This window comes from Bradyrhizobium sp. HKCCYLS3077, assembly GCF_051167555.1.
Lineage (GTDB): Bacteria > Pseudomonadota > Alphaproteobacteria > Rhizobiales > Xanthobacteraceae > Bradyrhizobium.
Genome location: NZ_JBNPTH010000010.1, coordinates 152,525 through 177,029 on the forward strand (window position 1 = coordinate 152,525; position 24,505 = coordinate 177,029).

The window sequence follows — 24,505 nt, forward strand, 5'->3', positions numbered from 1 at the left end:
GATCCCTTTCGCTCGTGCGGAAGATCGCGTCCGGCCAAGACGATAGGACGCGATGATGTGGCGCGTTCTGAACTTATTCAGGAGACGCGCCGTGAGCGTGACGCAAGAGCAGGTTGTCGAGGCACTCAAGCGGGTCCGCTCGCCGCGCGGCGTGGCGCTGCCCGATTCCGGCGTGCTGTCGCCGATCACCGCCAATGACGGCAAGGTGTTCTTCTCAATCAATGTCGAGGCCAGCGAAGCCCGCGCCTGGGAGACCACCCGGGCGCAGGCCGAGGCCGCCGTGCGCGCCATTCCCGGCGTGACCATGGCGATGATCGCGCTGACCGCCGAGCGCAAGGCCGGCGCAGCGCCGGCCCCCGCGCCGCGGCAGGGCGGCGTGCAGCCGGTCTCGGCGCATCGTCCGCATCAGCACCAGCATCCTTCCGATTCGCCGATGTCCCGGCAGGCGCCGATTCCCGGCATCGCGGCCGTCATCGCCGTGGCCTCGGGCAAGGGCGGCGTCGGCAAGTCGACCACCGCGATCAATCTGGCGCTGGGCTTGCGCGATCTCGGCCTCAAGGTCGGGCTGCTCGATGCCGACATCTACGGTCCCTCGGTGCCGCGCCTGACGGGCCTGCAGGAGAAGCCGCAGCTCACGCCCGAGAAGAAGATGATCCCGCTGACGCGCTTCGGCCTGTCGATCATGTCGATCGGCTTCCTGGTCGAGGAGGACTCGGCGCTGGTCTGGCGCGGGCCGATGGTGATGTCGGCGATCAACCAGATGCTGCGCGACGTCGCCTGGGGCACGCTCGACGTCCTCGTCGTCGACATGCCGCCCGGCACCGGCGATGCCCAACTGACTCTCGCGCAGAACGTCCCGCTGAAGGGCGCCGTGATCGTCTCGACGCCGCAGGATCTCTCGCTGATCGACGCCCGCCGCGGGCTTGCGATGTTCCGCAAGGTGAATGTCCCCGTGCTCGGCATCATCGAGAACATGAGCTACTTCCAGTGCCCGCAATGCGGCACGCGTTCCGACATCTTCGGCCATGGCGGCGCGCGCCACGAGGCCGAGCGTCTCGGCGTGCCGTTCCTCGGCGAGATCCCGCTGCACATGGACATCCGCTCGACCTCGGATGCCGGCAATCCGGTCGTCGAGAGCGAGCCGAACGGACCTCACGCCGCGATCTACCGGACCATCGCGTCCGCCGTCCGCGACCAGCTCAAGGGCGCCATCGCTGCGGCTTGATGCGCTGCAGCATTTTGCGTGCGACCATTCGGCTGTTCGTCATCCCAACGTCGCGTTTTCGCTTAACCGGTTCCGTGCTAAGCCCGCCGCGGATCGCCTTCGACCTGACGCGGCCAATCGCGTCGGCGGATAAAGTTTTCAACGGGAAACGCCCCCAACAAGGAGATGCCTTAATATGAAGCGTCGTGATTTTCTGAAGGTTTCGGCTGCGGGTGCCGCGGCGTCGGCCGCAGTGGCCTCGCCTGCGATTGCGCAGTCGATGCCTGAGATCAAGTGGCGGTTGACCTCGAGCTTCCCGAAGTCGCTCGACACGATCTATGGCGGCGCCGAGTACATGGCGAAGCAGGTCGCCGAGATGACCGACAACAAGTTCCAGATCCAGGTCTTCCAGGCCGGCGAGCTCGTCCCCGGCCTGCAGGCGCTCGACGCAACCTCCAAGAACACCGTCGAGATGTGCCACACGGTGTCTTACTACTACGTCGGCAAGGACCCGACCTTCGCGATCTTCGCCTCGGTGCCGTTCGGTCTCAATGCCCGGCAGCAGAACTCCTGGCTCTACCAGGGCGGCGGCAACGAGCTCGCCAACGAGTTCTACAAGAAGTCCAACGTCATCGGCTTCCCCTGCGGCAACACCGGCACCCAGATGGGCGGCTGGTTCCGCAAGGAGATCAAGACCGTCGCCGATCTGTCGGGTTTGAAATTCCGCATCGGCGGCATCGCCGGCCAGGTCCTGCAGAAGCTCGGCGTCGTGCCGCAGCAGCTCGCGGGCGGCGACATCTATCCGTCGCTGGAAAAGGGCACCATCGACGCCGCCGAGTGGGTCGGCCCGTATGACGACGAGAAGCTCGGCTTCCAGAAGGTGGCGAAGTACTACTACTACCCGGGCTTCTGGGAAGGCGGTCCGACCGTTCACGCCTTCGCCAATCTCGACAAGTGGAACGAGTTGCCGAAGCACTACCAGTCGATCCTCACCAACGCGACGGTCAACGCCAACACCTGGATGGCCGCGCGCTACGATCAGGTGAACCCGGCGGCACTGAAGCGCCTCGTTGCTGGCGGCACCCAGCTTCGTCCGTTCACCAACGAAGTGCTCGAGGCCTGCCTCAAGGCGACCAATGAGCTGTGGGGCGAGATCTCGGCCAAGAACGCCGACTTCAAGAAGGTGATCGACGCGATGCAGGCCTACCGCTCGGATGAATATCTGTGGTGGCAGGTGGCCGAATACACCTACGACAGCTTCATGATCCGCTCGCGCACCCGCGGCTGATCGCAAACGTCAGATCGGCGGATCGACATCAAGCCCGGCCTCGCAAGAGGCCGGGCTTTTTGCATTGCGTTGCGACAACGTTTCGCAATGGCACTCTGACGCACTTTGATCCACACTGGAACTGAAGCCTCACAAAGAAGGCGGCTCGGAGAACGAACAAACATCACCCTAGGGAGGGAAAATCATGAAGCGGAGAGACTTCATCAAGGTCACCGGGCTCGGCGCGGCCGGTGCGGCGGCGATCGCGGCGCCGGCCATTGCGCAGTCCATGCCGGAGCTGAAATGGCGCATGCCGACGAGCTGGCCGAAATCGCTCGACACGCTGTATGGCGGCGCCGAGATGATGGCCAAGATCGTCGGTGAGGCCACCGACAACAAATTCCAGATCCAGCCGTTCGCGGCCGGCGAGATCGTCCCCGGCCTGCAGGTGCTCGACGCCGTGCAGAACGGCACCGTGGAGATCGGCCATACCGCCTCGTACTACTATTTCGGCAAGGATCCGACCTTCACCTTCGGCTCGTCGGTGCCGTTCGGCCCGAACATGCGCATCAACCAGGCCTGGTACATGCTCGGCGGCGGTCGCGAGATCCTCAACGAGTTCTACGCCAAGTACAATGTGGTCTCTCTGCTCGCCGGTAATACCGGCTGCCAGATGGGCGGCTGGTTTCGCAAGGAGCTCACTGGCGTCAACGATCTCAAGGGCCTCAAATTCCGCGTCGGCGGCTTCGCCGGACGCGTGCTGCAGAAGCTCGGCGCGGTGCCGCAGCAGATCGCCGGTGGCGACATCTACCCGGCGCTGGAGAAGGGCACGATCGATGCGGCCGAGTGGGTCGGCCCGTATGACGACGAGAAGCTCGGCTTCGTCAAGGTCGCGCCGCACTACTACTATCCGGGCTGGTGGGAGGGCGGGCCGATGCTGCTCTCCTTCGTCAACCAGGATCGCTGGAATGCGCTGCCCAAGCACTACCAGAAGATCCTGGAGCAGGCCGGTCACTACGCCAACAACTGGATGATGGCGAAGTACGACCAGAGCAATCCGGCGGCGCTCCGCCGTCTGCTCGCCGCCGGCGCCAAGCTGCATGCCTTCTCGCCCGAGATCATGCAGGCCTGCCTGAAGGCGGCGCGCGAGCTGCACGGCGAGGTCGCGGCCAGCAACCCCGATTTCAAGAAGACCTACGAATCGCTGTCGGCTTTCGCCGGCAATGGCTACTCCTGGTTCCAGGTCGCGGAGATCGGCTACGACGCCTTCATGGCGCGCAATCCGCTGAGCTGACCCGTCCGTCCTTCGGGGCGATCGGACGCAAAACAAAACCCCGGCGCGTTGCGCCGGGGTTTTTCGTTGTCTCGCGCGAGCGCCGCATCACTGCTTCGGCGGATCGGTGTCGAATTTCGGCGGCCCGAAGTCGAGCGGCGGGGCGTCGATCTGCGGGATGTCGATCTTGATCGAGTTCGGATCGACGGTCGAGGCGGTGCCCTTGTAGTGCATGACCATCGAGGGGAAGATGATCACCAGCATCACCATGATCAGCTGGATCACCACGAACGGCACCGCGCCCCAGTAGATCTGGCCCGTCGTGACCGGCTCCATCCGCTTGCCGGTGACGCGGTCGAGATAGGAGTCCTTCGGCGCCACCGAGCGCAGATAGAACAGCGCGAAGCCGAACGGCGGATGCATGAACGAGGTCTGCATGTTGACGCCGAGGATGACGCCGAACCAGATCAGGTCGATGCCGAGCTTCTCGGCCGCGGGTCCGAGCAGCGGGATGATGATGAAGGCCAGCTCGAAGAAGTCGAGGAAGAAGGCCAGCACGAACACGAAGGCGTTGACAAAGATCAGGAAGCCGATCTGGCCGCCGGGCAGGGAGGTCAGGAGGTGCTCGACCCAGACATGGCCGTTGACGCCGTAGAAGGTCAGCGAGAACACGCGCGCGCCGACCAGGATGAAGACCACGAAGGCCGACAGCTTGGCGGTGGACTCGACCGCCTGGCGGACCAGGTCGAAGCTCAGCCGCCGCTTGATCGCGCCGAGAATGATCGCGCCGGCCGCGCCCATCGCACCGCCTTCGGTCGGCGTTGCCAGGCCGATGAAGATCGTGCCGAGCACCAGGAAGATCAGGAACAGCGGCGGCACCATGACGAAGGTGGTTTGCTGCGCCATGCGCGACAGGAAGCGGTATCCTGTGGTGCGCTCGAGCACCCAATTCACCACCGCGACCGCGAAGGCGAACACGATGCCGGAGAACATGCAGAGCACGACGAAATCCGCGCCGTGATACGTGGAGCCGCGCATCACGTACCAGCCGAACACGCAACTCGCCAGGAACAGCACGCCGAGCGAGCCGAGGCCGCGGCTGCCGGAATCCTCGCGGAAGCCGATCGCCTCGGGCGGCAGGCCCGGCGCGGCCTTCGGGAAGATCATGCTGACCAGGAAGGCGTAGCCGGCGTAGAGCGCTGACAGCACGAGGCCGGGAATGAAGGCGCCCTCATACATGTCGCCGACCGACTTGCCGAGCTGGTCGGCCATCACGATCAGCACCAGCGACGGCGGAATGATCTGCGCCAGCGTGCCGGAGGCGGCGATGACGCCCGAGGCGAGGCGGCGGTCATAGCCGTAGCGCAGCATGATCGGCAGCGAGATCAGGCCCATCGAGATCACGGAGGCCGCGACGACACCGGTGGTGGCGGCGAGCAGCGCGCCGACGAAGATGACCGCGTAGGCGAGGCCGCCCCGGATGGTGCCGAACAGCTGCCCGATGGTGTCGAGCAGGTCCTCCGCCATGCCGGATCGTTCCAGGATCAGGCCCATGAAGGTGAAGAACGGAATCGCCAGCAGCGTGTCGTTGTTCATCACGCCGTAGACGCGTTCGGGGAGTGCCTGCAGGAAGTCAGGCCGGAATTCACCGAGCTCGATGCCGACGAGGGCATAGAACAGCCCGACGGCTCCCAGCGAGAATGCCGCCGGATAGCCGAGCAGCAGCATGACGACCAGCGAGCCGAACATGATCGGCGCCATATTGGCGATCAGAAACGCAGTCATTGAAGTATCCCCCCAGCCCGCCGTTTATTTCTTTTCGATCGCTTCGACGAGGTGCTCGACCTCGGCCTCGATCCCGTGGGACTTCGAAGCGTGGGGATCTGGGATGAGCCCGCGCATCACCGCGATGCGCTTGATCAGCTCGGAGATGGCCTGCACGAGCAGGAAGACGAACCCGATCATGATCAGCGATTTCGCCGGCCATTGCGGCAGGCCGCCGGCATTGCTGGACTGCTCGTTGATCTCGACCGAGCGCAGGAAGAACGGCACGCTGGTGATGATCATCACGATGCAGAGCGGGATCAGGAACAGCACGTGACCGACGACGTCGATGGTGTCACGCAGCCATTTCGGCAACATGGCGTTCACGATGTCGATGCGGATGTGCTCGTTGTCGAGCAGGGTCCAGGGCGAGCACAGCAGGAAAACCGCCGCGAACAGCACCCATTGCAGCTCGAGCCATGAGTTGGACGAGGTATCGAGTGTCTTGCGGACAATGGCGTTGACGGTCGAGATGATCACCGCCAGCAGGATCAGCCACGCCAGCCGCTTGCCGGTCCAGCTCGTGAACGCATCGATCCCGCGGCTCAATTTCAGCAACGCTTGCAACGCAATCCTCCCCCAATGTCTTGCGACGTCCCGCATGGCCCGCTATTGGCTGCGCGGCATGCGGCACAGCGGCCTATCCCCGGCAGGCGCCAAGCCGGATCACCATTCCAGCGCGTGGTGGTACCGTCAATCGGAAAGTAGAGGAATTGACTGCGGAACCAATGACTTGTAAGGCGTAGATAGCATCCGAATGTCGCAGCGCAGCTGCTTCGGACGGTCCCCGAGCAGCTTGGCTGCCTTCCACCAGCTTTGGCGTTCCGTTCGCACGTCCAGATTGTCCTATCGTTCATTTCTGCTGACCATGCAACGCTGGCCTCGCGGCGCTGTCAGCGTCCGAGTTTTGCCGATGAGCGTGCCCTTTTTCCCGAAGAGGGCACGGGGAATGCCGGGCGCTGGCCGCACCCATGGCCCGCCTGCGAAAAAAATGCAGGCGGCAGGTACCACAGGTTCAGCCGAGACATCCCGGCATTCCCCGCGCGATGGTTTGACGGCTTATACGTACTCTCCCCGGGGACCGGCTTGTTTGCCCCCGTCACGGACGGATCATCATTACCGTCCACTTGACCTCAGCATCGGGAGGCCAGGACCATACGACTTCACCGGCGCATCAGCCCGTTCGTCCGCATGAACGATCACGCTGCGATCCGACGCGCCCACCGCATCCCACATCCAACGTCTCGTGACGGTCGCGAAGCGCCCCTCGGCGGATACAGGATGGCGACAGTCAATCACAAATTCCGATAAAGCGAAACAGAAATTTCGCCGCGGATGGCGGCGGAAACAGACAGTCGATTGGACAAGCTGACGAAATTAGTTTTTTGGCGCGGCTCAGATTCGCTGCGACCGCGTCCTGCGCGGCTCCGCGACGTCTCACGGGTGGGAGATTCCGTTCCGCGATTTGCCCGACGAGTAGACCGCATTAGGCGTCGGCGGAGTGAGGGGCATAGATTCCGCGCGCGGCGGTGTCGGTCGATATGGCGCCTGCGCGTGTTCTACTTAGCCGAGTAGATTGATGCAGGTAGCCCGCCTTCATTGTGGAAGGTGTGGCGGAATCGGCAACCTGTCGGACGATTCCTGCGCTGCTCAGCGATGGCTGCGACAACATGTCCACTTTTGGGTTGACGCGGTTCCAGCGCTTTGCCATGCAACGTCCTTCCACGCTTGCGGCCTGCAAAGGCAGCGACACCCGCTGATGTCGTCAAGACGAGCTGGATACGCCGCCGCAGCACTGGGCAGCGTGGTGAGGTCGGCGTGAGCTTCGTGTCGCGCGCCGGCCATCGCCGAGAATACGATAGGGGGAGGCATGCGCGCATTGCTGGCGGTCAGCGCCGCGATCGATTGGCTGAACGAGAAGATCGGCTACGTCTGCAACTTGCTGGTGCTCGCGGCCTGCATCGTGAGCGCGGTGAACGCGATGATCCGGTACGCCTTCAGCTACAGCTCGAATGGCTGGCTCGAAGCGCAGTGGTATATGTTTGCCATCATCGTGATGCTCGGCGCCGCCTATACGTTCAAGCGCAACGAGCATGTGCGCGTCGAGATCTTCTATTTGATGCTCTCTGAGCGTGGGCAGCTCTGGCTCGATCTGGTCGGCACGCTGTGCTTTCTGATCCCAGTCTGTCTGCTGTTGGCCTATTTGTCATGGCCGGTGTTCTACAACTCCTACATCATCGGCGAGTATTCGGGAAACGCGGGAGGGCTGCTGCGCTGGCCGATCAAGGCGGTGCTCCCCGCCGGCTTTTTCCTGCTCGCTCTCCAGGGTGTCTCTGAAGTGATCAAGCGTATCGCCGCACTGAAGGGCGAGCTTACCATCGACGCAAAATACGAGCGGCCGACCCAATGATCACCATCGAGATGATGCCGCCGCTGATGTTCGGCGGCCTGGTTGTCGCCATGCTGATCGGCTTTCCGGTCGCTTTCACACTCGCTGCTGTCGGCTTGTCATTTGGCTTCCTGGCGATCCACGAAGGCTTCTTCGGGCTAAGCTTTCTGCAGGCCATTCCGGAGCGCGTCTACGGCAACGTGCTGGGGAATGAGCTGCTGCTGGCGATCCCGTTTTTCACGTTCATGGGCTCGATCCTCGAACGCTGCGGGCTCGCCGAGGACATGCTGGACTCGATGGGACAGCTGTTCGGTCCGATCCGTGGCGGACTCGGCTATTCCGTGATCATCGTCGGATTCATCCTGGGAGCGATCACGGGCACTGTCGCGGCGCAAGTCATCGCCATGGCGTTGATCTCGATGCCGGTGATGATTCGCTACGGCTACAACATGCGCTACATCACCGGTGTCCTGGCGGCGTCGGGCACCATCACCCAGCTGGTGCCGCCCTCTCTGGTGCTGATCGTCCTTGCCGACCAGCTCGGCAAGTCCGTCGGTGACATGTATCTCGGCGCCTGGGGGCCCTCGATCTTCCAGATCGTGCTGTTCGCCGGCTACACATTCGTTCTCGGCCTGATCAAGCCCGAACATGTCCCGCCCGTTCCGAAAGAGGCGCGGACGCTCACCGGCTGGCCGCTTTGGCGCAAATGTCTGCTCGGCATCATTCCTTCGGCCGTTCTGATCTTCGTGGTGCTCGGCACCATGATGCTCGGCCTTGCGACCCCGACCGAAGCAGGCGCCATGGGTGCGGTTGGCGCGATTGTCCTTGCGGTCATTCACCACAAGGATTTCAGCTCCTACGGGCGCAACATCCTCATCATTGGAGTGGTTGCCGGAGGGATCGGTACCATCGTCGCGATCTTCGTCGCCGAGAATCTGGTTTTCCGGCTGAGCTTCGCGATCGCCTACCTCGCTTTGGCGTGGGTCTGTGTCGAGGCGGCCAAGATCACGGATCTTCGCGGCTTGATCAGGCAGGGTTACGAGACCACGATGCGTATCACGTGCATGGTCACGTTCATTCTGATTGGTTCGACCTGCTTCTCGGTCGTGTTCCTCGGCTGCAATGGCGGTGTCTGGCTCGAGCATCTGCTGACTTCGCTCCCGGGCGGCGTCTGGGGCTTCCTCATCTTCATCAATATTTTCATTTTCTTCCTGGCCTTCTTCCTCGATTTCTTCGAGATCGCCTTCATCATCCTGCCGATGATTGCGCCCATCGCCCAGAAGATCCTGGCGCCGGTGGTCGGAGCGGATGCTGCGCTGATCTGGTTCGGCGTCATGTTGTGCGTGAACATGCAGACCTCCTTCCTGCATCCACCCTTCGGCTTTGCCCTGTTCTATCTGCGCGGCGTCGCCCCCAAGGAGGTCAAGAGCTCCGACATCTATTGGGGAGCCATGCCGTGGATCGGCCTGCAGATGGTCATGGTCGCTCTCGTGATTGCATTTCCGATCACGGTGACAGGGCTGTTGGATGGACCGAGCAAGGTGGATATCGACAAGGTCAAGATCGAGGTGCCGCAGATCGACCTGCCACCGCTCAACTTCGATTCGCCGAAGAACTAGCTGGGAAATCCACGAGATGAGCAAGCCGGGCAAGTCCGAAGCCGAGCTGATTGCGATGGCGCGCGCTGAGCTGAAGGCTCACGTGGATTGCCCCGAGGGAATTGAGATCTTCATTGTGCGCGACGGGAACTCCTGGGAGTTTCGCGCCAGCGCGGACAGGGCCACGATCAGCAAGCCCGGCTACCCGGAATGTGTGGCCATGCTGGTGCAGATCGGGGATCACCTTTCGAAGCAGTACGCCGTCCAGGATTAAAAGGGGCGTATAGCCGCGGCGATGCGGGTCCGGGTTCGACACTCGTCCCGCGGCGGTGCTTCTCAGCATCCGCCCATCGTGCGGCCCGCAACGCTTCCTCCCGTGGGCATGCCGGAGCGTGCCCGGTATCGGGTTCCAACCATATTGGATCGCCGTACTCGTGCTCGGCCGGGCTACAGTACGACCACGCCGGAATGCTTGGCCTTGTCCTCCGGCTCGACGTGGATGGTGATCCAGCTATGCTCGTCGTCCTCGCGTAGCGCGGCTTCGATCCGGTCGCAGATGTCGTGTGCCTGACGGACGGACATCTCGCCGGGCACGACGAGATGAAACTCGATGAAAGTCAGCTTGCCGGCATGGCGTGTCCGCACGTCATGAGCCTCCAGCGCGCCGCCGGCATGCTGGCCGATGATCTGGCGGATGCGCGCCAGCGTCGCCTCCGGCACGGCCTCGTCCATCAGCCCGCTGGTCGATTCCTTCAGCACCTGCCAGCCCGACCACAGGATGTTGACGGCGACCAGCAGCGCCAGCGCCGGATCGAGCACGGGCAGTTGCAGTATCACCGCGAGGCCCAGGCCGATCACGACGCCGCCGGAGGAAATGACATCCGTCAGCAGATGCCGTCCGTCCGCGACCAGCGCCGGCGACCGCAGCCGCTTGCCGCGGCTGATCAGCATCCAGCACCAGACGGCATTGAGCGCGCTCGCCCCTCCGTTCACGACGAGGCCTTCGAGCGGCGCCGAGAACGGCCGCGGGTTGAGGAAATTGCCGTAGGCCTCGTGGATGATGAGCAGCGCCGCGACGACGATCATGACGCCTTCGATGACCGCGCTGAAATATTCGACCTTGTGGTGACCGAACGGATGGTTGGCGTCGGCGGGCTTGGCGGAGATCCGCACCGCCAGCAGCGCGACCGCCGCCGTCACGACGTTCACGATGCTCTCCACCGCATCGGAATAGAGCGCGACCGAGCCGGTGATCCAGTAGGCCAGATATTTGAGGCCCAGGACGATCGTCCCGACAACGAGGCTGCCGATGGCGAGCGTGATGGATTGTGAGGGCATGTTGTCCTGATCCCGGCGAAACGATGGGGTACTCAAGACAGGGGTGGAACGCAACGCCCGTTGCTGCGAGCGGATGGCAGGAGGAACCATCGCGGCCGCGCCGTCGCGCGGGGATCGCGACCTCACTGGAGCGGTCGAGCGAAGGGCCGCGCCCATTGCGATGAGCACGGCCCCCGGGCCTTGGCGGCGTCCCGCCTGAACGTCTGGCGCCGGCTACTTCTCGCGGATGATCGTGGTGGTGCTGGTGCCGGTGCTTCCGACCGTCCCTGCATCCTCGCAGACCTTGGTCTGCCTGATGCGATCCTCGGCCTCTACGCGGCTCGTAAACGCCATCGGGCCGATCTGCGTGACCACCTCGCGATCCGCGGGGCGGGTGGTGGTGATGGTGCAGCGATGGCTCGGTCCCTGCACGACGTAGTACTCGTCAGCGAGCGCCGGAGCGATGGATCCGACGATCACCGCGCCGGCAAGAAGAAGGGATGCTTTCATTGTCGCCTCCGTCTATCTGATAGATGCATGCTCGAAGTCAGGACGACGCGATGCCAATGCCATCACGGTGTCCTCTCAGCGGCTGAGCAACTCGCTCGCGCGGCGGCAGTTCCGGGCTAGCCGGAGAAGCTGCGTGTTGATGCGATGCACTGTCCGCCGCGATGGACGCCAGCGCGCGTCAGGTGATGAGGACGATGTGCGCCGTCGATGACGATGAAACCTGGGACGGCCTTCGCAGGAGGCGGCGCGCCATTGTTAGGGCAACGCCGGCGGCCTCGACCAGTCGGAGGACGCATCGTAGGTGTTGAGCGATGAGGGCGCGGAGGTGAGGAGTCATGATGAACAAGGTCGCCAGGCTGCTGGCATCTGTGCCGACATTCGGTCTGGCCGCCGCCCTCGGCGGATGCCTCGCCAGCGCGCAAGGTGTCGAGCGGCCGGCGGTCGCGCCGGCGACGCCGCCGGATCTGGCGCAGACCGGTCGCGCTGGTCCGGCCACCTACGATCCGGCTGTGTGGTTCAAGAACGACTTTTGGGGCCGCGAATGGCCGGACGGGTTCACCGTGGACAAGGACATCACGCTCGCCGTCCGAACGGAGCCCGAGATCGGCGCGCCGAAATCAGTTTCCTGCCTGCTCAGGAGAGGCGCGACCTATCATCCCTGGAATACCAAACGGGTCAAAGCGGACCGCTTGCGCTTCGTGACGTTCAGCCGGATCAGGACGTATCAGCTCACACGCGATTACTCGTCCGAGCTGCCGAGATGGCCGAAGGGCGAGGAGGTCAAGGTTACGTTGAAGGCCGGCGACCGGTGGTCTGCGGTCGGTCCGGGAGCGGAAGGCTTCTTCCTGATGCGCATCGGCACCGAGGTCTATCAGGGCTATCAGGACATCTTCGACGCGTCGACGGAGGTCGCTGGCGAGCCGGCCGCCCGCCCGGAGGACGACGACCACGAGTGGCTCCAGCTCAGATGCGCCAACGGCATGACGGGCTGGATCTTCTACGCCGACGTCAAGGATGCACCGGGCTTTTCCAGAACCAAGGAGTGCGGCTTCGGCTGCGCCGAGGATCGCAAGCCGGCGCGGCGGGGGTTGTCGCGATCGCCATCGGACGCCAATCGTTAGGTCGGACGTGCGGCTGGACCCGCTTTGCCGGAGACGACGAACGTCTCGATGAGGTGCGGCGCCAACGGTGTCGCGGGGGCGAAGCGGGGCTGCTGCGGCTGGCCTTCCCGGTATTGCAGGTTCTCCCGCCACTCGTGGCGGTCAGGCACGCGGTCGAGGCCGATGGCGTGGACCTGGACATCGTCGCCTTCGATGCGCAGCCGCAGGAAATTGTTATAGTGGCCGATGCGCAGCGCGCTGAAGGCGTCGTTGCGGTTCATGCGCAGCCAGCCGCATGTGATCAGCATGTTGAGGCCGAAATAGGTGCTGCCGAGCACGAAGCCGACCGCGCCCATCTCCAACGCGAGCCGGCCGAGCCAGGTCCAGACGCTGTACCAGGGATGGCCGGCGGGGAAGGGGTCGCCGTTCATCTGGCTGAAGACGGTGGCGGCGCCGAGCGCCGTGCAGACATGGGCGGCCGTGTGAATCACGCTGGTGCCGATGACGACCAGCGCCTTCTTGAACTGGATCGGCACGTTTTCGCGATCGATGTCGTCGAACTCCGTCCTGATGTGGCGGCGTCGCCATTTGTTGAAGATGTCGGTGAGCGAGACGTGCTCCTGCCGGGTGGTATAGCCGATGATGCCGGCGCCGAACGCCACCGCCACGAGGATGGCAATGTCGGGCTCGTTGCGCAGGCCGACCAGGACGCCGACGACGAAATACACCAGCCCCATGAAGATCGAGAAATCCCAGTTCGTGACCGCGAACCACAGATTGCGCCAGAGCAATTCGCGGCTGATTGGCATCGAAGGGTAGGCCGCGGGCTCCCTGCCGCCCTCCTTGTCGGCGAGCGTCAGCGGCAGCTTCGTGCCGGTCCAGCGCACGCTGACGGTCTTCTCCAATTGGTGGGTCGGGTGCAGGAAGGCGCCACCGCCGCCCGAGGTCACGAACTGCGTGCCGTCCTCGGCCTGGTAGCGGCTGTAGTGATGGGTGTCGCCGGACAGCAGCAAGGGGATCGTCAGGGCCTTGTCCGCCTTCTTCGCGATGCCGAGGACGTAGTCGACGATCTCCCACGATCTCATGTTGGTGTCGGTATAGAGCCAGCCGGGCTCCGCGGTGCAGAGGATGATCTTCGACCCCGGCTTGAGCTGGTCCGACTGGGCGACGAGCTTGAAATAGTCCGCCTGCGGCTGGTCCATGTTCTCGGCGAGCTGGATATCCATTCCCCACAGCCACCAGCTTTCGGTGAGCTGGATCGCGAAATAGCTGCGCTTCTGCTGCGTCCGCCACGAGCCGAAATGGGTCGGCGCCGGCCGGGTGAAATAGGCGAGGAACTGCACCAGCCCGTCATACCAATCATGGTTGCCGGGAATCGCGAACAGCGGCACTCCGCCATCATCCGTCTTGTCGTGATCGGGAGAGGCCCATTGATACGGCCGCCGCAACTGATTCCTGTAGGTCTGCGCATTGGCGAGCGGGTAGACCTCGTCGCCGCCCATGATCAGCATCTCGCCGCGTGGCAGGGCTTGGCCGTCGAGCTCCAGCGTCTCGCGGGCGAGCAGGCAGGCGACCGCATAGGTGCTGTCAAAACCGTCGCCGAGATCGGCGACGAAGTCGATCCAGACCGGCCCCTTCGTCGCAGGGCTTTGGCTCCGGGCGAACGCCGTCGCGCGCGTCATGTGCTCGTCTGACGTCACCGTGTCCAGCGCGGCGACCATCAGCCGCCGGTCGGCATACTGCCCGAACATCGCCGACGTGACGACGTTGTTGAGCAGCTTGATCAGCAGCAGCGGATTGAACCAGCGCGTCATCCGCGGATAGGTCTTGGTGTCCTTCAAGAGATCGACGGTCATGTCGGCAGGTCTCGTCCAATGGCGCAGGAGAAGAGAACGGTTTCGGCTGGCCCAGCAGCGCTACAGCAGCTTCACGGTCACCTTCGCCTTGCCGGCGTTGTTCGGATAGAAGGCGTCGTACACCCAGGGCAGGCCGATCACCGCGTCGTTGACATAGAGGAACAGTTCGCCGCCTCGACTGGCCTTGAACGTCGCCTTGTAGGCTTGCGGCGTCGTGCTGGGGACCGGAATGGGATCGAGAAAATACTCGTCGACGCCGGTCTCTCCGATCCGGGCGATCAGGCGATACCAGGGGCGGAAGAGAACGCGGCGCAGCAGGATGGCGGCATAGAACTTCAAGCGTGCAAAACCCTGAACTGTGGATGTGCGATATCCGGCCGGCGTGACCGGATGCCCGGCATCGTCCCATGGCTCGCTCATCGTGACGATGATCTCGTACCTGAAACCGGAGCGGACACTCAATCCGGTGGGAGCGCAGATGGCGTTCGTCGAGAACTCCTTGGCGTCCTGCGGAATGCCTTTGTCGACGGCAACGAGCTCCTGCCGCGGTGTGCCATGGCAGAAGGCGCCCGTGGAGTCTGCGGCGTTGAACAGGAAGTGGCTCGTCAGCGTGGCGGCGAACCATACGGTCAACAGCGCAAGGAAGACGGGCAGGACGTGCCGTTTGCCGGTCTTGATGACGAACAGATAGGCGGGATGGTTTCGAAAGGCATAGATGGCGCGGTGCAGGGGGCCGGACAGAACCGGCGGTGAGGCCCGTTCGCGCCAGATCACGCGCATGGCGTCGCTGATGCGGGCGCTGAGCATCGAGCCGAGGAGCATCAGCAGCACCACGGCGATGATGCCGCCGGCGAACCATTCGGGATTGGCCGCGTACCAGTCCGTCCACCAATGCAGCGATTGCGGCAGGAACGATTCGACCAGGCGGACCGCTTCGGAGACCATCCGGATGCGGGACTCGTATTCATGCGCGCGATTGAGGTCGTGAAACAGCCAGAACGCGGCGAGGTGGAGGGAGGCGGCCAGGGTCGCGAAGTAGAGCAGCCGCCGCATCCAGACGAAATTCCACAGCTTCTCCTGCGCGGCGAAGCGTGCGGCTGCTCCGTCCGGCGTCTCGAAGCTCGTCGGACCGAGCGGCGTCAGCGCGCCGCTTCGCCGCACGATGAGGTAGTTGGCGGGCAGCCCGATGGGAGCGTAGGCATTGCAGCCGCTGTCGATGCGGTCGAAAACGCTCTCGTGAATCTTGGCCACGCCGACGTGGACGCCCACCGCCGGATCGTTGCACAGATCCGACACCTTGCGCGGGCCATAGCGATAGTACGAGCCGAGCCCGGCGCGCGAATCGTAGAGGCGCCCGTCCTTGTCCTGCGAGGTGACGATCGACTTGATCGAATCCGGATCGGCCACCGGCGCGGATTTGAAGATCAGGCCGCGCTTGACCGCCTCGTCCACGAGCCAGGTCAGCGGCACATAGGAGACCGAATCGTCCGGATAGCCGCCGCCGACATTGGCGTGCATGCCGACGAACCAGACCTGCACCAGCCGTTCGTCGTCGATCGTCTTGGGATCGTCCGGCTTGGTCTCTCCCTCTTCGGTCCAGAGCACCGGATGGAACGTGGTTCTCTCATCGTCCAGCGCGAGTGCGTGGCGCGCGCAGTTGACGCGCGGGTTGAGAACGCGGTTCGGAAGCTCGAGCGGCCAGACCCAGCTGGAGATGCCCCGCGTCATCTCGTCGATGGGAAGTCCATAGGCCGCGACGGTGTCCCAGACGCCAATGAATTCGATCGACGGAATGTCCTTTCGCGCGATGCGAGCGTACGGCTTCCTGCCGCGGATGCGGTCCATCAGCGGCGTGAGCACATGGTCGCGCAAGGCGCGGAACGGCACCTCGATCCGCCACACCGAATGATATCCCTTGGCCCGATAGGCCCGGTACGCCTTGGCCGCGCCGTCATGCAATTCCGCTTCGGTGCCGGCCACGACCAGCCCCTGATCGAGAATCAACGCCGCGAGAACACGGACCGTGAAGGCGCCGCGGCTGAAGCCGAACAGATAGATCTTCGAGCCGTTGTCGTGATCGTAGTTGCGGCAGATGAACTTGTAGGTGTCCAGGATATTGCGCTTGAGGCCGAAGCCGAAGACGCCGCCGAGGATCGCCAGCGGGACGAAGGAGGAGGTGCCGACGCCGTCGTCATATTTGGCGGCCTGGGTGTTGCCTTGCAGGTCCAGCGCCTGAAACATGCGCCAGACATTGGTGCGCCACACGCTCGAGGCGGCGTTGCCGGTGCCATCCGACAGGATGATGATCTTCGGACTCGCCATGAATACGCCCCCGCTCGAAATTCATGATTGAAAGCGGAGAGGGTAGTGCGTGGGATGCAGAAAGCAATCTGAGATAGCGGCCGATCAGTCGGAAGTAGCGGCAGGTGTTGCGGGACGGCTCAGCGGTCGAGGTTCTCCGGGAAGAGCCTGCATGCCGGACTGAGATGCCGGCCGGTCAGGCCGGCCGCGTCGCGATCCAGATCACGTGACGCGCGCCCCCGCCACCGCGGCCGGTGGCGCGGATCTTGATCTCCTCGGCGGTGAAGCCGGCCTTGCGCAACCGCGGCGCGAAGCGGTCGTCGGGGTGGGAGGACCACACGGCCAGCAGGCCGCCGGGGCGTAGCGCGGTGAAGGCGGCGCGCAGGCCGGAGGGATCGTACAGCGCGTCGTTGGACTCCCGGGTCAGCCCCTGCGGGCCGTTGTCGACATCGAGCAGGATCGCATCATAGCTGCCGCGCGCGGCCGTGATCAGCCGCACCACGTCGTCCTCGCGGATCTCGACGCGCGGATCGGCCAGGCTGTCGCCGGAGAGTTCGGCCATCGGCCCGCGCGCCCAGGCGATCACGGCCGGCACCAGCTCGGCGACGGTGACGCGCGCCTGCGGCCCCAGCACCTTCAGGGCCGCGCGCAGGGTAAAGCCCATGCCGAGGCCGCCGATCAGCAGAGTCGGGGCGGGGCGGTCCTTGAGGCGGGCGCAGCTCAGGGTCGCCAGCGCTTCTTCCGAGCCGTAGAGGCGACTGCTCATCAGCTCGTTCTGGCCGAGCTTGATGCTGAACTCCTTGCCACGCTGCATCAACCGCAGCGGCTCGCCGCCGCCGGGCACGTCTGCGGTGTCGATCAGCTTCCAGGGAATCACGCGGGTCTCATCTCGTCTTGAAAGCGGGGTCCGGCAGGCGTTCGGCGGACCGACGGAGGTCATGATCGCCGCTGTCCTGCCGACAACGGATTCGCCTGCTTACCACAATGACGGAGGACGTTCTGCCCGACGGTGCGGCCGATGGCAGCGCGACGCTCGCGGAACCCATCAGTCCCCTGGTGATTGAGGAGGGGGCGCGGCATCAAAGGCGATTGCGGATTACCGATGAAACTATCTCTTCTTTCGCAAACGCGGCTCTCGGTCGTCGCCATCCCTGCCCAGAACGAAGCATCCGAAATCGCCGGCTGTCTTGCGGCCCTGGCCATGCAGCGGGACGAAGAGGGAGCCCCGATCGCACGGGGCAGCCTGGAGATCCTCGTCTTCGCCAACAGCTGCACCGACGACACCGCCGCAATCGCCCGGCAGGCGGCGCGTTCGATCCCGCACCCGGTCGTGGTGGTCGAAGAGGATCTGCCCGAGGGGCAGCGAAATGCCGGGTGGGCGCGCAAGCGCGCGATGGACCTGGCTGCAATCCGGCTTGCCGAGGCGGCTCCGCTGCACGGCCTGATCATGACCACCGATGCCGACAGCCGGGTGTCGCCGACATGGTTTGCCGCCACGCTTCGCGCCTTCGACGAGGGTGTCGACTGCGTCGCCGGCTACATCGATGCGATCCCGAGCGAGTATGTCGCCCTCGGTGATCAGTTCGTGGCGCGCGGCCGGCTCGAAGATACCTATCTGCGCTACATCGCCGAAATCAACGCGCGCTGCGACCCGCGGCCGCACGATCCCTGGCCGACCCATCGGGTCTCGTCCGGGGCCAGCCTGGCGGTGACAGCCGCCGCCTATGCCGCGATCGGCGGCCTGCCGCCGCGCCCGGTCGGGGAGGACGTCGCGCTGACGGCGGCGCTCGACCGTGCCGGGCTGAAGGTGCGCCACGCCATGGACGTGTGCGTGGCCACCTCCTGCCGGTTCGAAGGGCGGGCGAGCGGCGGCGCTGCCAACACGATGCGCCATCGCCACGGACATCCCGATGCGCCCTGCGACGATGATCTCGAGCCCGCGCTGCAGGCCACGCGACGCGCGCTCTGCAAGGGGATGTTGCGCGATCGCTGGAGCCGAGGGCCGGCCGCGCGCCGCTGGCCTGCCGCTCTGGGACCGTCGCATGAGATCATCCGCGCCTTCGACGGGTTGGCCACTTGCTCGTTCGAAGACGCCTGGGATGCGGTGTGCGGCATGAGCCAGGCATTGAAGCGCGGCGCACCGCTGCGCCCGTCTGACCTGCCGCGCCAGATCGCCATCGCCAGGATGATCGTGCGGCATCTGAGACCGCCGGTCAGGCCGGCGAGAAGCGCTCCAGGCGATATGTCTCATCGTGAAGGATCGTGCGAACCGGCAGTGCCGGCTTGATGCCATCGGCAAACAGCTCGCTGGCCTCGATGCCGGTGAGCGGATAGTTCGTCTCGCCGAGCCAGTGGCACAGCACGATCTCGCCGCCAGGCGCGATCTCCGCGATGCATTCCTGCGTGACGCGCTGCAGGTCGGGCTTGGCGAAATAGTACAGAACCTCCGACAGCACGATCAGGTCGAATGGCCCCTTGGGAAAGTCGGCCGGAATGGTCGCGACGCGAAAGCTGACGTTCGACCCGCTGACCGACCTTGCGACCTCGAGCGCCGTGGCGGATGCGTCGATGGCGAGCAGCTGAGCACAATGCGCGCTGAGAAGTTGTGTCAATACGCCGATCGAGCAGCCGACTTCGAGCGCCTGCGCGTAGGGCGCCCGGGTGAGAGAGGCGATCGTGGCCTGATACTTGTCCTGCTCGTAGCGGCTGCTTCGAAACCGCCAGGGGTCGATGTCAGCCTTGTATTTGGCTTCGAAATAGTCCGGGGGAAGGGTTGCAGCTTTTCGGGTCACGACGGCACCTCGATGAAATACTCATAGGGTCCGAGGAACGGCGCCAGGGACGCGTCGTCGAAACGGAAGCCATCCGGATCGTCGCTGATGAGGTCTGTCATCTGGGACGCGTGGGCATCGATCGCCGCCCGCTTGCGACCACGCTGCGATGAGATGTCGATCCGGACCGCGCTCGGCGGCGGCTGCTGCGTCTCGACATCAGCCGCGAGGTGCCATCCCCAAACCGGATACGCCCAGAGCTTCAGGCCGGGGCTCGCTCGGCGAACGGCCTTCGCCAGCGCCGCGGAGGCCTGGTGATCGCAATGCGGATCGCCCTCCCATGTGACGAACAGGGCGCCGGCTCCGGACCGTCGGACCACCTTCAGCGTCGTCTCCACGGCCGCATCGAAGTCCGGGCCCGACATCGGCGCCCTCGTATCCGGCAGTCCGAGGAACGTGACATGGTCCGGCGGCACCCCGAGAACCCGGCCGGCTGCATGCACCTCGGCGTATCTCAGCGCGACCAGTTTCTGTCGCGGATACTGCCTGGAACGGGGATGCGAGCCCGAGCCGTCGGTCACGACGATGACATTGACCTCATGTCCTGCAGCACGGGATTCCGCAATCAGGCCTCCCGCGCCAAGCGACTCGTCGTCCGGATGGGGCGAGAGCACCACCAACGGGCGTCCTTGGACGAGCTCATCCACCGTGACCACCGGACTGGTGCTGAGCGCGTCGAGAAAACGATCGGCGCGCACGTCAGAAATCTCCGACGGGATGGGACGAGCCGAGGAATGCTCTCGCAGCGTCGCTCATCGCGAGGTCGGGCACGGGTTGGCGCAGATAGGTCGCGAGGTCGCGCGACACGCGCTCGATCGGATGCGGGCGAACGAACGAGGTCAAGCCGACGCCCCGCTGCACGGTCTCCATGACGTCGAGCGCGCAGCGCTCGGTGACCATGCGCGTCAAATTGGCGAAGCCCACGACCTGGTCGCCAGGCATCTCGTCCGAGGCAAGCCGCCGCGCGGCGTCCTCGACGAAATAGCGCGCGGTCTTGGCGGCTGCCATCGCCTGCGCGAGGCGCTGCAGCTGATACGGATCTTCGCCGCGTTTCGTCGTCAGGAGATGGGTCTTGAACAGATCGACGAGACGTTCGGTCGCGCCGCAATGGGCTGCGCAGAACCGCCATGCGCCGCCCGAGAAGAACGGCTGGCGCATGAAGTCGCCGGGCTCGCCGATCATGTTCTCTGACGTCACGACAGTCCCGGAGAAATCGATCGCGCCGGTGGCCGTCGACCGCATGCCCTGCGCCTGCCAGCCCGACAGATCGATCGGCTCGTCCATGGTCAGGCGCAACAGGCAGAGAACCTGACCCTCCGGCGCCGTCGCGGTCACGAGGGGATCGGTGACGAAGCCCGCGCCGGACGACAGGACCTTCCGGCCCTGCAAGGTGCCGCCACCTTCGCCGGCGACGTGCAGACCCCTGGCATCATTGGCGCCCCACACGGCCGAGAGGCCACCGGCGGCGATGCGCGCGGCCAGCGCGCGCAGCTGATCCCGCTCGCCGTAGCGAGTGACCAGGGACACCGCATTGACGTGACCTTCGAATAGCCGGGCGATCGACAGATCCGCAGATCCGAGCAGGCGCAGCACCGTGCACAGCTCGCCGCTGCGCTCGGGCCTGCAGAGGTCGTCGCCGCCGAGATCCCGGGGGAATGGCGACATCGCGAGGCCGGACCGGCGAAACGCCGTCCACAGGTGATCACCGATGAAGGCGTGCTCGTCCGTCTCGGCGGCGGCATCGAACATCAGGCCAGCGAACCGCTGCGCGCGATCGAGCATAGTTCGGTTGTCGTGACGCGCAGGATCGTTACGGGCTAGAATGGCTCGCTCTCCGGTGCATGGGGCTGACAGCAATGGTGTGAAGTCAGCGAACGGCCAATGGTTCCCGACACCGTAGGAACGTTGCCGTCGTCAGGTCATTGACGGTGAGTTCGCGAACTGATCGGGGCAGGGCATGGCGACCATTCGACTCGATCCGGACAACGTTCACGGTCACATCCGGTGGCTGAAATGGGTCGAGCAGGATCAGGTCATCGGCCGGATCATTCGTGATTTCAGCGGCCGCTGCGAGATCGCGCCGGAGGGGCCACATTGGAGCCCGATGAAGAGTTTTGCCGGCTTTTCCTTCGAGACCCCGGAACAGGCCCTCGCCGAAGTGCAGCTTTATTTTCGCGGCCGCTGATAGCTGGACGTCTTGCGCCCTAGTCTCTGATCGATCAGCAAGGCCATCCGCTGCACACTGAGCGTAACGTCCAGTTCGTCGGCAGAGGATCAGCCGCCGGTCACGCTCATGTGCCGGCTGACGCTCGGGCGGTTGTGGCGGCGGTCGATGATGAAGTCGTGGCCCTTCGGCTTCAGGCCGATGGCGCGGTCGATCGCATCGCTGAGCTGCTCGTCGCTGGCCGAGGCTCGCAACGGCTTGCGCAGATCGGAAGCATCCTCGTGGCCGAGGCAGGTGTGCAAGGTGCCGGTGCAGGTGACGCGGACGCGGTTGCAGCTCTCGCAGAAATTATGCGTCATCGGCGTGATGAAGCCGATCGTGCCGCCGGTCTCGGCGACGCGGACGTAGCGAGCGGGGCCGCCGGTGGTCTCGTCGAGATCGGTCATCGTGTACTTCTGCGCCAAGCGGCTGCGCAGCAGCGACAGCGGCAGATACTGGTCGATGCGGCCTTCGCCGATCTCGCCCATCGGCATCACCTCGATGAGCGTCAGCGCCATGCCCTTGCCATGCGCCCAGTCGATCAGCGACGGGATCTCGTCCTCGTTCATGTTCTTGAGCGCGACCGCGTTGATCTTCACCGCGATCCCTGCGGCCTGCGCCGCCTCGATGCCGGCGAGCACGCGGTCGAGATCGCCCCATCTGGTGATGGTGCGGAACTTGTCGGCGTCGAGCGTGTCGAGCGAGACGTTGATGCGGCGGACGCCGCAATCGGCGAGCTCGGAGGCATATTTCGCGAGCTGCGTCGCGTTGGTGGTCATCGTCAGCTCATTGAGCGCGCCGCTCTTCAGGTGCCGCGACAGCGAGCGCACCAGGCCCATGACGTTGCGGCGGACCAGCGGCTCGCCGCCGGTGAGCCGGAGCTTCTTCACGCCCTTGTGGATGAAGGCCGAGCACAGCCGGTCGAGCTCCTCCAGGGTCAGCAGGTCGGCCTTGGGCAGGAACGTCATGTCCTCCGCCATGCAATAGAAGCAGCGGAGGTCGCAGCGGTCGGTCACCGAGACGCGCAGATAGCTGATGCGACGGCCGAACGGGTCGGTCATCGGGCGCGTCAGGGCGGTTTCACTCAACGTCTCAGCGGTCATGGAAGGCCTTGTCACGACGGTCATGTCACGGCGGTCATGGCGGCGGTGCCATGAGCGGCTGCGCCAGACAGTGGCCGCGCGAGACGCGGCCGGCTGCCGGTTCAAAGCAATCTAATCACGATCGGCGCGGCTCACAATCGCCGAGCACTCATACTGAGGAATGGTGACCTGACGAGGCGTCGATGCTGCATCGCAGCTTCGCTGCTGCGAGAGGCGATGGTCGTTGCGATTCCATTATTGCCGCGGCGGTGGGGCCGGGAAGGCGGAACCGGTGGTCGCGGGCGCCGGCGCGGCGGCAGAAGCGGCCGATTTCTGCGGCTTCGGCTTTTTCGGGCGCATGTGCTTCACCGCCTTCGGCGGCGCGCCCGGCATCGGCTGCAGCTCGGCGACCACAGGGCTCGGGTCCATCACGACCGGGGGCGAGCTGTTGAAATCGCCGGAGTTGCGGATGACCTGCACCGGGATGGTCTGCGGCTGGTACTTGTCCATCGAGAAGGTGACGCTGAAGCCGGCGTCCGGCGCGGGCACCGACACGGTGCATGGCGTCCGGCAGCCCGGTCCGAGCGAGGTCTTGGCGTCGGCGCCCGGCGGCACCGATTCGAGCTGCACGGGCACCTCCGGCGCCGACATCTTGAAGCTGTCCATGGAGAAGGACGAGCAGCCGGCCAGACCGGCTCCCGTAAGCGCAATCGCGATGACCCGCCGAATCATGATGTCCGCCCCACAACCCCTGCGGCCATCGGCCGCAATCCCAGCGCGACCATAGGAGTGTCAGGACAGCGGCGCAACTGCGGTCAACCCCATTCTCAACAGAACCTTCGGGTTTCGTTCGTTGAGGATTCAGGCGATCGGGCAGGGGGTTAGGCCGCAATCCCGCGAGTGGATCATAGCGCTGTCAGGCATTCTTGAGGGCGGGGCCGAGCGCCAGCACCGCGGCCGGCAGCTCGCGCATGTGATCGATCAGGTGGTCCGGATTGAGCTCCGCGATCGGCACGTCGGTATAGCCGAAGGTGCAGCCGATGACGGGAACGCCGGCGCGACGGGCGGCGCCGACATCGGTGCCGGCATCGCCGACCATGATCGCGGCTCCGATCTCGCCGCCGGCCTGCGCGATGGTCTGGCGCAGGATCGCCGGGTCCGGCTTGGCGACGCCGAAGGTGTCGGCGCCGCAGATCGCGGCAAAGCGCGAGGACAGGCCGAGCTGGTCGAGCAGCCGCTTCGACAGCCATTCCAGCTTGTTGGTGCACACGGCGAACTGGCAGCCGCGTCCGGCGAGCTCGTCGAGCGCCGCCTCCAGCCCCTCGAAGGGGCGCGATTCCACCGCGATGTTCTCGGCGTAGAAATCGATGAAATCGACCGTGAGCTGCTCCATCTCCGCCGGGCTGGCAAAGCGGCCCTCCGCTTCCAGCCCGCGCTCGAGCAGCCTGCGGGCGCCATGCCCGATCATCTTGCGCGCCGAGGCCAGCGGCAGTGGCCGCAGCCCCTCGCGCTTGAGGATGTGGTTGAGCGCGTTGATGAGATCCGGCGCCGTGTCGACCAGGGTGCCGTCGAGATCGAAGACGATGGTGCTGGAGATGGCCATCGGTATTGGCTACCGGCAGGCCCGCGCCCCCGCAAGGGGCTCGCCACGGCTTTTTGTCCGATTTCGTGACCGGTCAGAGCTAGGCCCCGCGTCAAAACACCGCTAGATATGCGCCGGTTTTCGGCCCCTAGGGGCCTGGGGGTGAGG

22 protein-coding genes are annotated in these 24,505 nt (G+C 64.8%); 9 read left to right on the plus strand and 13 right to left on the minus strand.

Translation table 11 applies throughout. The features are described 5' to 3' along the window. The first annotated feature begins 91 nt into the window (after window positions 1-91). From ACQR0Z_RS32075 to ACQR0Z_RS32085, 3 genes are all read left to right on the plus strand, one after another. Entirely contained in the window at window positions 92-1,225 is a 1,134-nt protein-coding gene (locus ACQR0Z_RS32075; protein WP_434876760.1) for an Mrp/NBP35 family ATP-binding protein, read from the plus strand. Window positions 1,226-1,400: 175 nt separating this feature from the next. Beyond that, complete coding sequence (locus tag ACQR0Z_RS32080; protein ID WP_434857670.1) at window positions 1,401-2,492, plus strand: TRAP transporter substrate-binding protein; 1,092 nt, start codon at window positions 1,401-1,403, stop codon at window positions 2,490-2,492. A gap of 184 nt (window positions 2,493-2,676) precedes the next feature. Further along, window positions 2,677-3,765 (plus strand): TRAP transporter substrate-binding protein, encoded by a 1,089-nt coding sequence (locus tag ACQR0Z_RS32085; RefSeq protein WP_434857669.1) that lies wholly within the window; start codon window positions 2,677-2,679, stop codon window positions 3,763-3,765. An 87-nt stretch (window positions 3,766-3,852) separates the two neighbouring features. On the opposite strand, the gene ACQR0Z_RS32090 is transcribed toward ACQR0Z_RS32085, so the two are convergent. Beyond that, window positions 3,853-5,529, minus strand: a complete 1,677-nt coding sequence (locus ACQR0Z_RS32090; RefSeq protein WP_434857668.1) for a TRAP transporter large permease — start codon at window positions 5,527-5,529, stop codon at window positions 3,853-3,855. 24 nt (window positions 5,530-5,553) lie between these two features. After that, the gene (locus ACQR0Z_RS32095) at window positions 5,554-6,135 is read right to left on the minus strand and encodes a TRAP transporter small permease subunit (RefSeq protein WP_434857667.1); all 582 of its coding nucleotides are present in this window, start codon (window positions 6,133-6,135) and stop codon (window positions 5,554-5,556) included. Window positions 6,136-7,438: 1,303 nt separating this feature from the next. Between ACQR0Z_RS32095 and ACQR0Z_RS32100 the strand changes: the two genes are divergently transcribed. From ACQR0Z_RS32100 to ACQR0Z_RS32110, 3 genes are read left to right on the plus strand one after another with little or no spacing between them, the layout of a single operon-like run. After that, window positions 7,439-7,978: a TRAP transporter small permease subunit gene (locus ACQR0Z_RS32100; RefSeq protein WP_434857666.1), complete on the plus strand. Its 540-nt coding sequence runs from the start codon at window positions 7,439-7,441 to the stop codon at window positions 7,976-7,978. Further along, window positions 7,975-9,576, plus strand: coding sequence for a TRAP transporter large permease (locus ACQR0Z_RS32105; RefSeq protein WP_434857665.1), 1,602 nt, complete (start codon window positions 7,975-7,977; stop codon window positions 9,574-9,576). The genes ACQR0Z_RS32100 and ACQR0Z_RS32105 overlap by 4 nt, the downstream gene beginning before the upstream one ends. 16 nt (window positions 9,577-9,592) lie before the next feature. Beyond that, window positions 9,593-9,829: a hypothetical protein gene (locus tag ACQR0Z_RS32110; protein ID WP_434857664.1), complete on the plus strand. Its 237-nt coding sequence runs from the start codon at window positions 9,593-9,595 to the stop codon at window positions 9,827-9,829. Window positions 9,830-10,002: 173 nt separating this feature from the next. Here ACQR0Z_RS32110 and ACQR0Z_RS32115 read toward each other — a convergent pair whose 3' ends face one another. Continuing rightward, on the minus strand, window positions 10,003-10,893 hold the full coding sequence (locus ACQR0Z_RS32115; protein ID WP_434857663.1) for a cation diffusion facilitator family transporter: 891 nt from the start codon (window positions 10,891-10,893) through the stop codon (window positions 10,003-10,005). 213 nt (window positions 10,894-11,106) lie between these two features. Then, window positions 11,107-11,382, minus strand: coding sequence for a hypothetical protein (locus tag ACQR0Z_RS32120; RefSeq protein ID WP_434857662.1), 276 nt, complete (start codon window positions 11,380-11,382; stop codon window positions 11,107-11,109). Between the two features lie 335 nt (window positions 11,383-11,717). Here ACQR0Z_RS32120 and ACQR0Z_RS32125 point away from each other — a divergent pair, with 335 nt between their 5' ends. Beyond that, on the plus strand, window positions 11,718-12,503 hold the full coding sequence (locus tag ACQR0Z_RS32125) for a hypothetical protein (RefSeq protein WP_434921311.1): 786 nt from the start codon (window positions 11,718-11,720) through the stop codon (window positions 12,501-12,503). Here the strand turns inward: ACQR0Z_RS32125 and ACQR0Z_RS32130 are convergent. The 3 genes from ACQR0Z_RS32130 to ACQR0Z_RS32140 form a co-directional block, all read right to left on the minus strand. Then, window positions 12,500-14,338 (minus strand): metallophosphoesterase, encoded by a 1,839-nt coding sequence (locus ACQR0Z_RS32130; RefSeq protein WP_434921312.1) that lies wholly within the window; start codon window positions 14,336-14,338, stop codon window positions 12,500-12,502. The genes ACQR0Z_RS32125 and ACQR0Z_RS32130 overlap by 4 nt on opposite strands. Before the next feature lie 60 nt (window positions 14,339-14,398). Further along, window positions 14,399-16,660: a DUF2235 domain-containing protein gene (locus ACQR0Z_RS32135; protein ID WP_434921313.1), complete on the minus strand. Its 2,262-nt coding sequence runs from the start codon at window positions 16,658-16,660 to the stop codon at window positions 14,399-14,401. A 175-nt stretch (window positions 16,661-16,835) separates the two neighbouring features. Next, a complete protein-coding gene (locus ACQR0Z_RS32140; protein ID WP_434921314.1) occupies window positions 16,836-17,516 on the minus strand; it encodes a spermidine synthase in 681 nt (226 codons plus the stop codon). Between the two features lie 183 nt (window positions 17,517-17,699). Between ACQR0Z_RS32140 and ACQR0Z_RS32145 the strand changes: the two genes are divergently transcribed. Beyond that, a complete protein-coding gene (locus ACQR0Z_RS32145; protein WP_434921315.1) occupies window positions 17,700-18,926 on the plus strand; it encodes a glycosyltransferase in 1,227 nt (408 codons plus the stop codon). Here ACQR0Z_RS32145 and ACQR0Z_RS32150 read toward each other — a convergent pair. From ACQR0Z_RS32150 to ACQR0Z_RS32160, 3 genes are read right to left on the minus strand one after another with little or no spacing between them, the layout of a single operon-like run. Continuing rightward, entirely contained in the window at window positions 18,853-19,431 is a 579-nt protein-coding gene (locus tag ACQR0Z_RS32150) for a class I SAM-dependent methyltransferase (RefSeq protein WP_434876768.1), read from the minus strand. The genes ACQR0Z_RS32145 and ACQR0Z_RS32150 overlap by 74 nt on opposite strands. Beyond that, complete coding sequence (locus ACQR0Z_RS32155; RefSeq protein WP_434921316.1) at window positions 19,428-20,168, minus strand: PIG-L deacetylase family protein; 741 nt, start codon at window positions 20,166-20,168, stop codon at window positions 19,428-19,430. Before ACQR0Z_RS32155 ends, ACQR0Z_RS32150 begins: the two co-directional genes overlap by 4 nt. Before the next feature lies 1 nt (window position 20,169). Further along, complete coding sequence (locus ACQR0Z_RS32160) at window positions 20,170-21,252, minus strand: acyl-CoA dehydrogenase family protein (protein ID WP_434921317.1); 1,083 nt, start codon at window positions 21,250-21,252, stop codon at window positions 20,170-20,172. A gap of 175 nt (window positions 21,253-21,427) precedes the next feature. Here ACQR0Z_RS32160 and ACQR0Z_RS32165 point away from each other — a divergent pair, with 175 nt between their 5' ends. Further along, on the plus strand, window positions 21,428-21,655 hold the full coding sequence (locus ACQR0Z_RS32165; protein WP_434876770.1) for a hypothetical protein: 228 nt from the start codon (window positions 21,428-21,430) through the stop codon (window positions 21,653-21,655). Between the two features lie 89 nt (window positions 21,656-21,744). Here ACQR0Z_RS32165 and moaA read toward each other — a convergent pair whose 3' ends face one another. The 3 genes from moaA to ACQR0Z_RS32180 form a co-directional block, all read right to left on the minus strand. Continuing rightward, window positions 21,745-22,776, minus strand: coding sequence for a GTP 3',8-cyclase MoaA (moaA, locus tag ACQR0Z_RS32170; protein ID WP_434876771.1), 1,032 nt, complete (start codon window positions 22,774-22,776; stop codon window positions 21,745-21,747). Window positions 22,777-23,010: 234 nt separating this feature from the next. Continuing rightward, window positions 23,011-23,406, minus strand: a complete 396-nt coding sequence (locus tag ACQR0Z_RS32175) for a hypothetical protein (protein WP_434921335.1) — start codon at window positions 23,404-23,406, stop codon at window positions 23,011-23,013. Between the two features lie 265 nt (window positions 23,407-23,671). Continuing rightward, the gene (locus ACQR0Z_RS32180) at window positions 23,672-24,358 is read right to left on the minus strand and encodes an HAD family hydrolase (RefSeq protein ID WP_434921318.1); all 687 of its coding nucleotides are present in this window, start codon (window positions 24,356-24,358) and stop codon (window positions 23,672-23,674) included. Window positions 24,359-24,505: the final 147 nt, after the last annotated feature.

What these genes read in the sequence shown, in the direction of transcription:
- ACQR0Z_RS32175 (WP_434921335.1), bottom strand. Translation starts at nt 23,406, where the DNA reads ATGTCGGCGCCGGAGGTGCCCGTGCAGCTCGAATCGGTGCCGCCGGGC.
- ACQR0Z_RS32180 (WP_434921318.1), bottom strand. Translation starts at nt 24,358, where the DNA reads ATGGCCATCTCCAGCACCATCGTCTTCGATCTCGACGGCACCCTGGTC.
- ACQR0Z_RS32105 (WP_434857665.1), top strand. Translation starts at nt 7,975, where the DNA reads ATGATCACCATCGAGATGATGCCGCCGCTGATGTTCGGCGGCCTGGTT.
- ACQR0Z_RS32135 (WP_434921313.1), bottom strand. Translation starts at nt 16,660, where the DNA reads ATGGCGAGTCCGAAGATCATCATCCTGTCGGATGGCACCGGCAACGCC.
- ACQR0Z_RS32100 (WP_434857666.1), top strand. Translation starts at nt 7,439, where the DNA reads ATGCGCGCATTGCTGGCGGTCAGCGCCGCGATCGATTGGCTGAACGAG.
- ACQR0Z_RS32160 (WP_434921317.1), bottom strand. Translation starts at nt 21,252, where the DNA reads ATGCTCGATCGCGCGCAGCGGTTCGCTGGCCTGATGTTCGATGCCGCC.
- ACQR0Z_RS32165 (WP_434876770.1), top strand. Translation starts at nt 21,428, where the DNA reads ATGGCGACCATTCGACTCGATCCGGACAACGTTCACGGTCACATCCGG.
- ACQR0Z_RS32080 (WP_434857670.1), top strand. Translation starts at nt 1,401, where the DNA reads ATGAAGCGTCGTGATTTTCTGAAGGTTTCGGCTGCGGGTGCCGCGGCG.
- ACQR0Z_RS32090 (WP_434857668.1), bottom strand. Translation starts at nt 5,529, where the DNA reads ATGACTGCGTTTCTGATCGCCAATATGGCGCCGATCATGTTCGGCTCG.
- ACQR0Z_RS32110 (WP_434857664.1), top strand. Translation starts at nt 9,593, where the DNA reads ATGAGCAAGCCGGGCAAGTCCGAAGCCGAGCTGATTGCGATGGCGCGC.
- ACQR0Z_RS32115 (WP_434857663.1), bottom strand. Translation starts at nt 10,893, where the DNA reads ATGCCCTCACAATCCATCACGCTCGCCATCGGCAGCCTCGTTGTCGGG.
- ACQR0Z_RS32125 (WP_434921311.1), top strand. Translation starts at nt 11,718, where the DNA reads ATGATGAACAAGGTCGCCAGGCTGCTGGCATCTGTGCCGACATTCGGT.
- ACQR0Z_RS32130 (WP_434921312.1), bottom strand. Translation starts at nt 14,338, where the DNA reads ATGACCGTCGATCTCTTGAAGGACACCAAGACCTATCCGCGGATGACG.
- ACQR0Z_RS32120 (WP_434857662.1), bottom strand. Translation starts at nt 11,382, where the DNA reads ATGAAAGCATCCCTTCTTCTTGCCGGCGCGGTGATCGTCGGATCCATC.
- ACQR0Z_RS32085 (WP_434857669.1), top strand. Translation starts at nt 2,677, where the DNA reads ATGAAGCGGAGAGACTTCATCAAGGTCACCGGGCTCGGCGCGGCCGGT.
- moaA (WP_434876771.1), bottom strand. Translation starts at nt 22,776, where the DNA reads ATGACCGCTGAGACGTTGAGTGAAACCGCCCTGACGCGCCCGATGACC.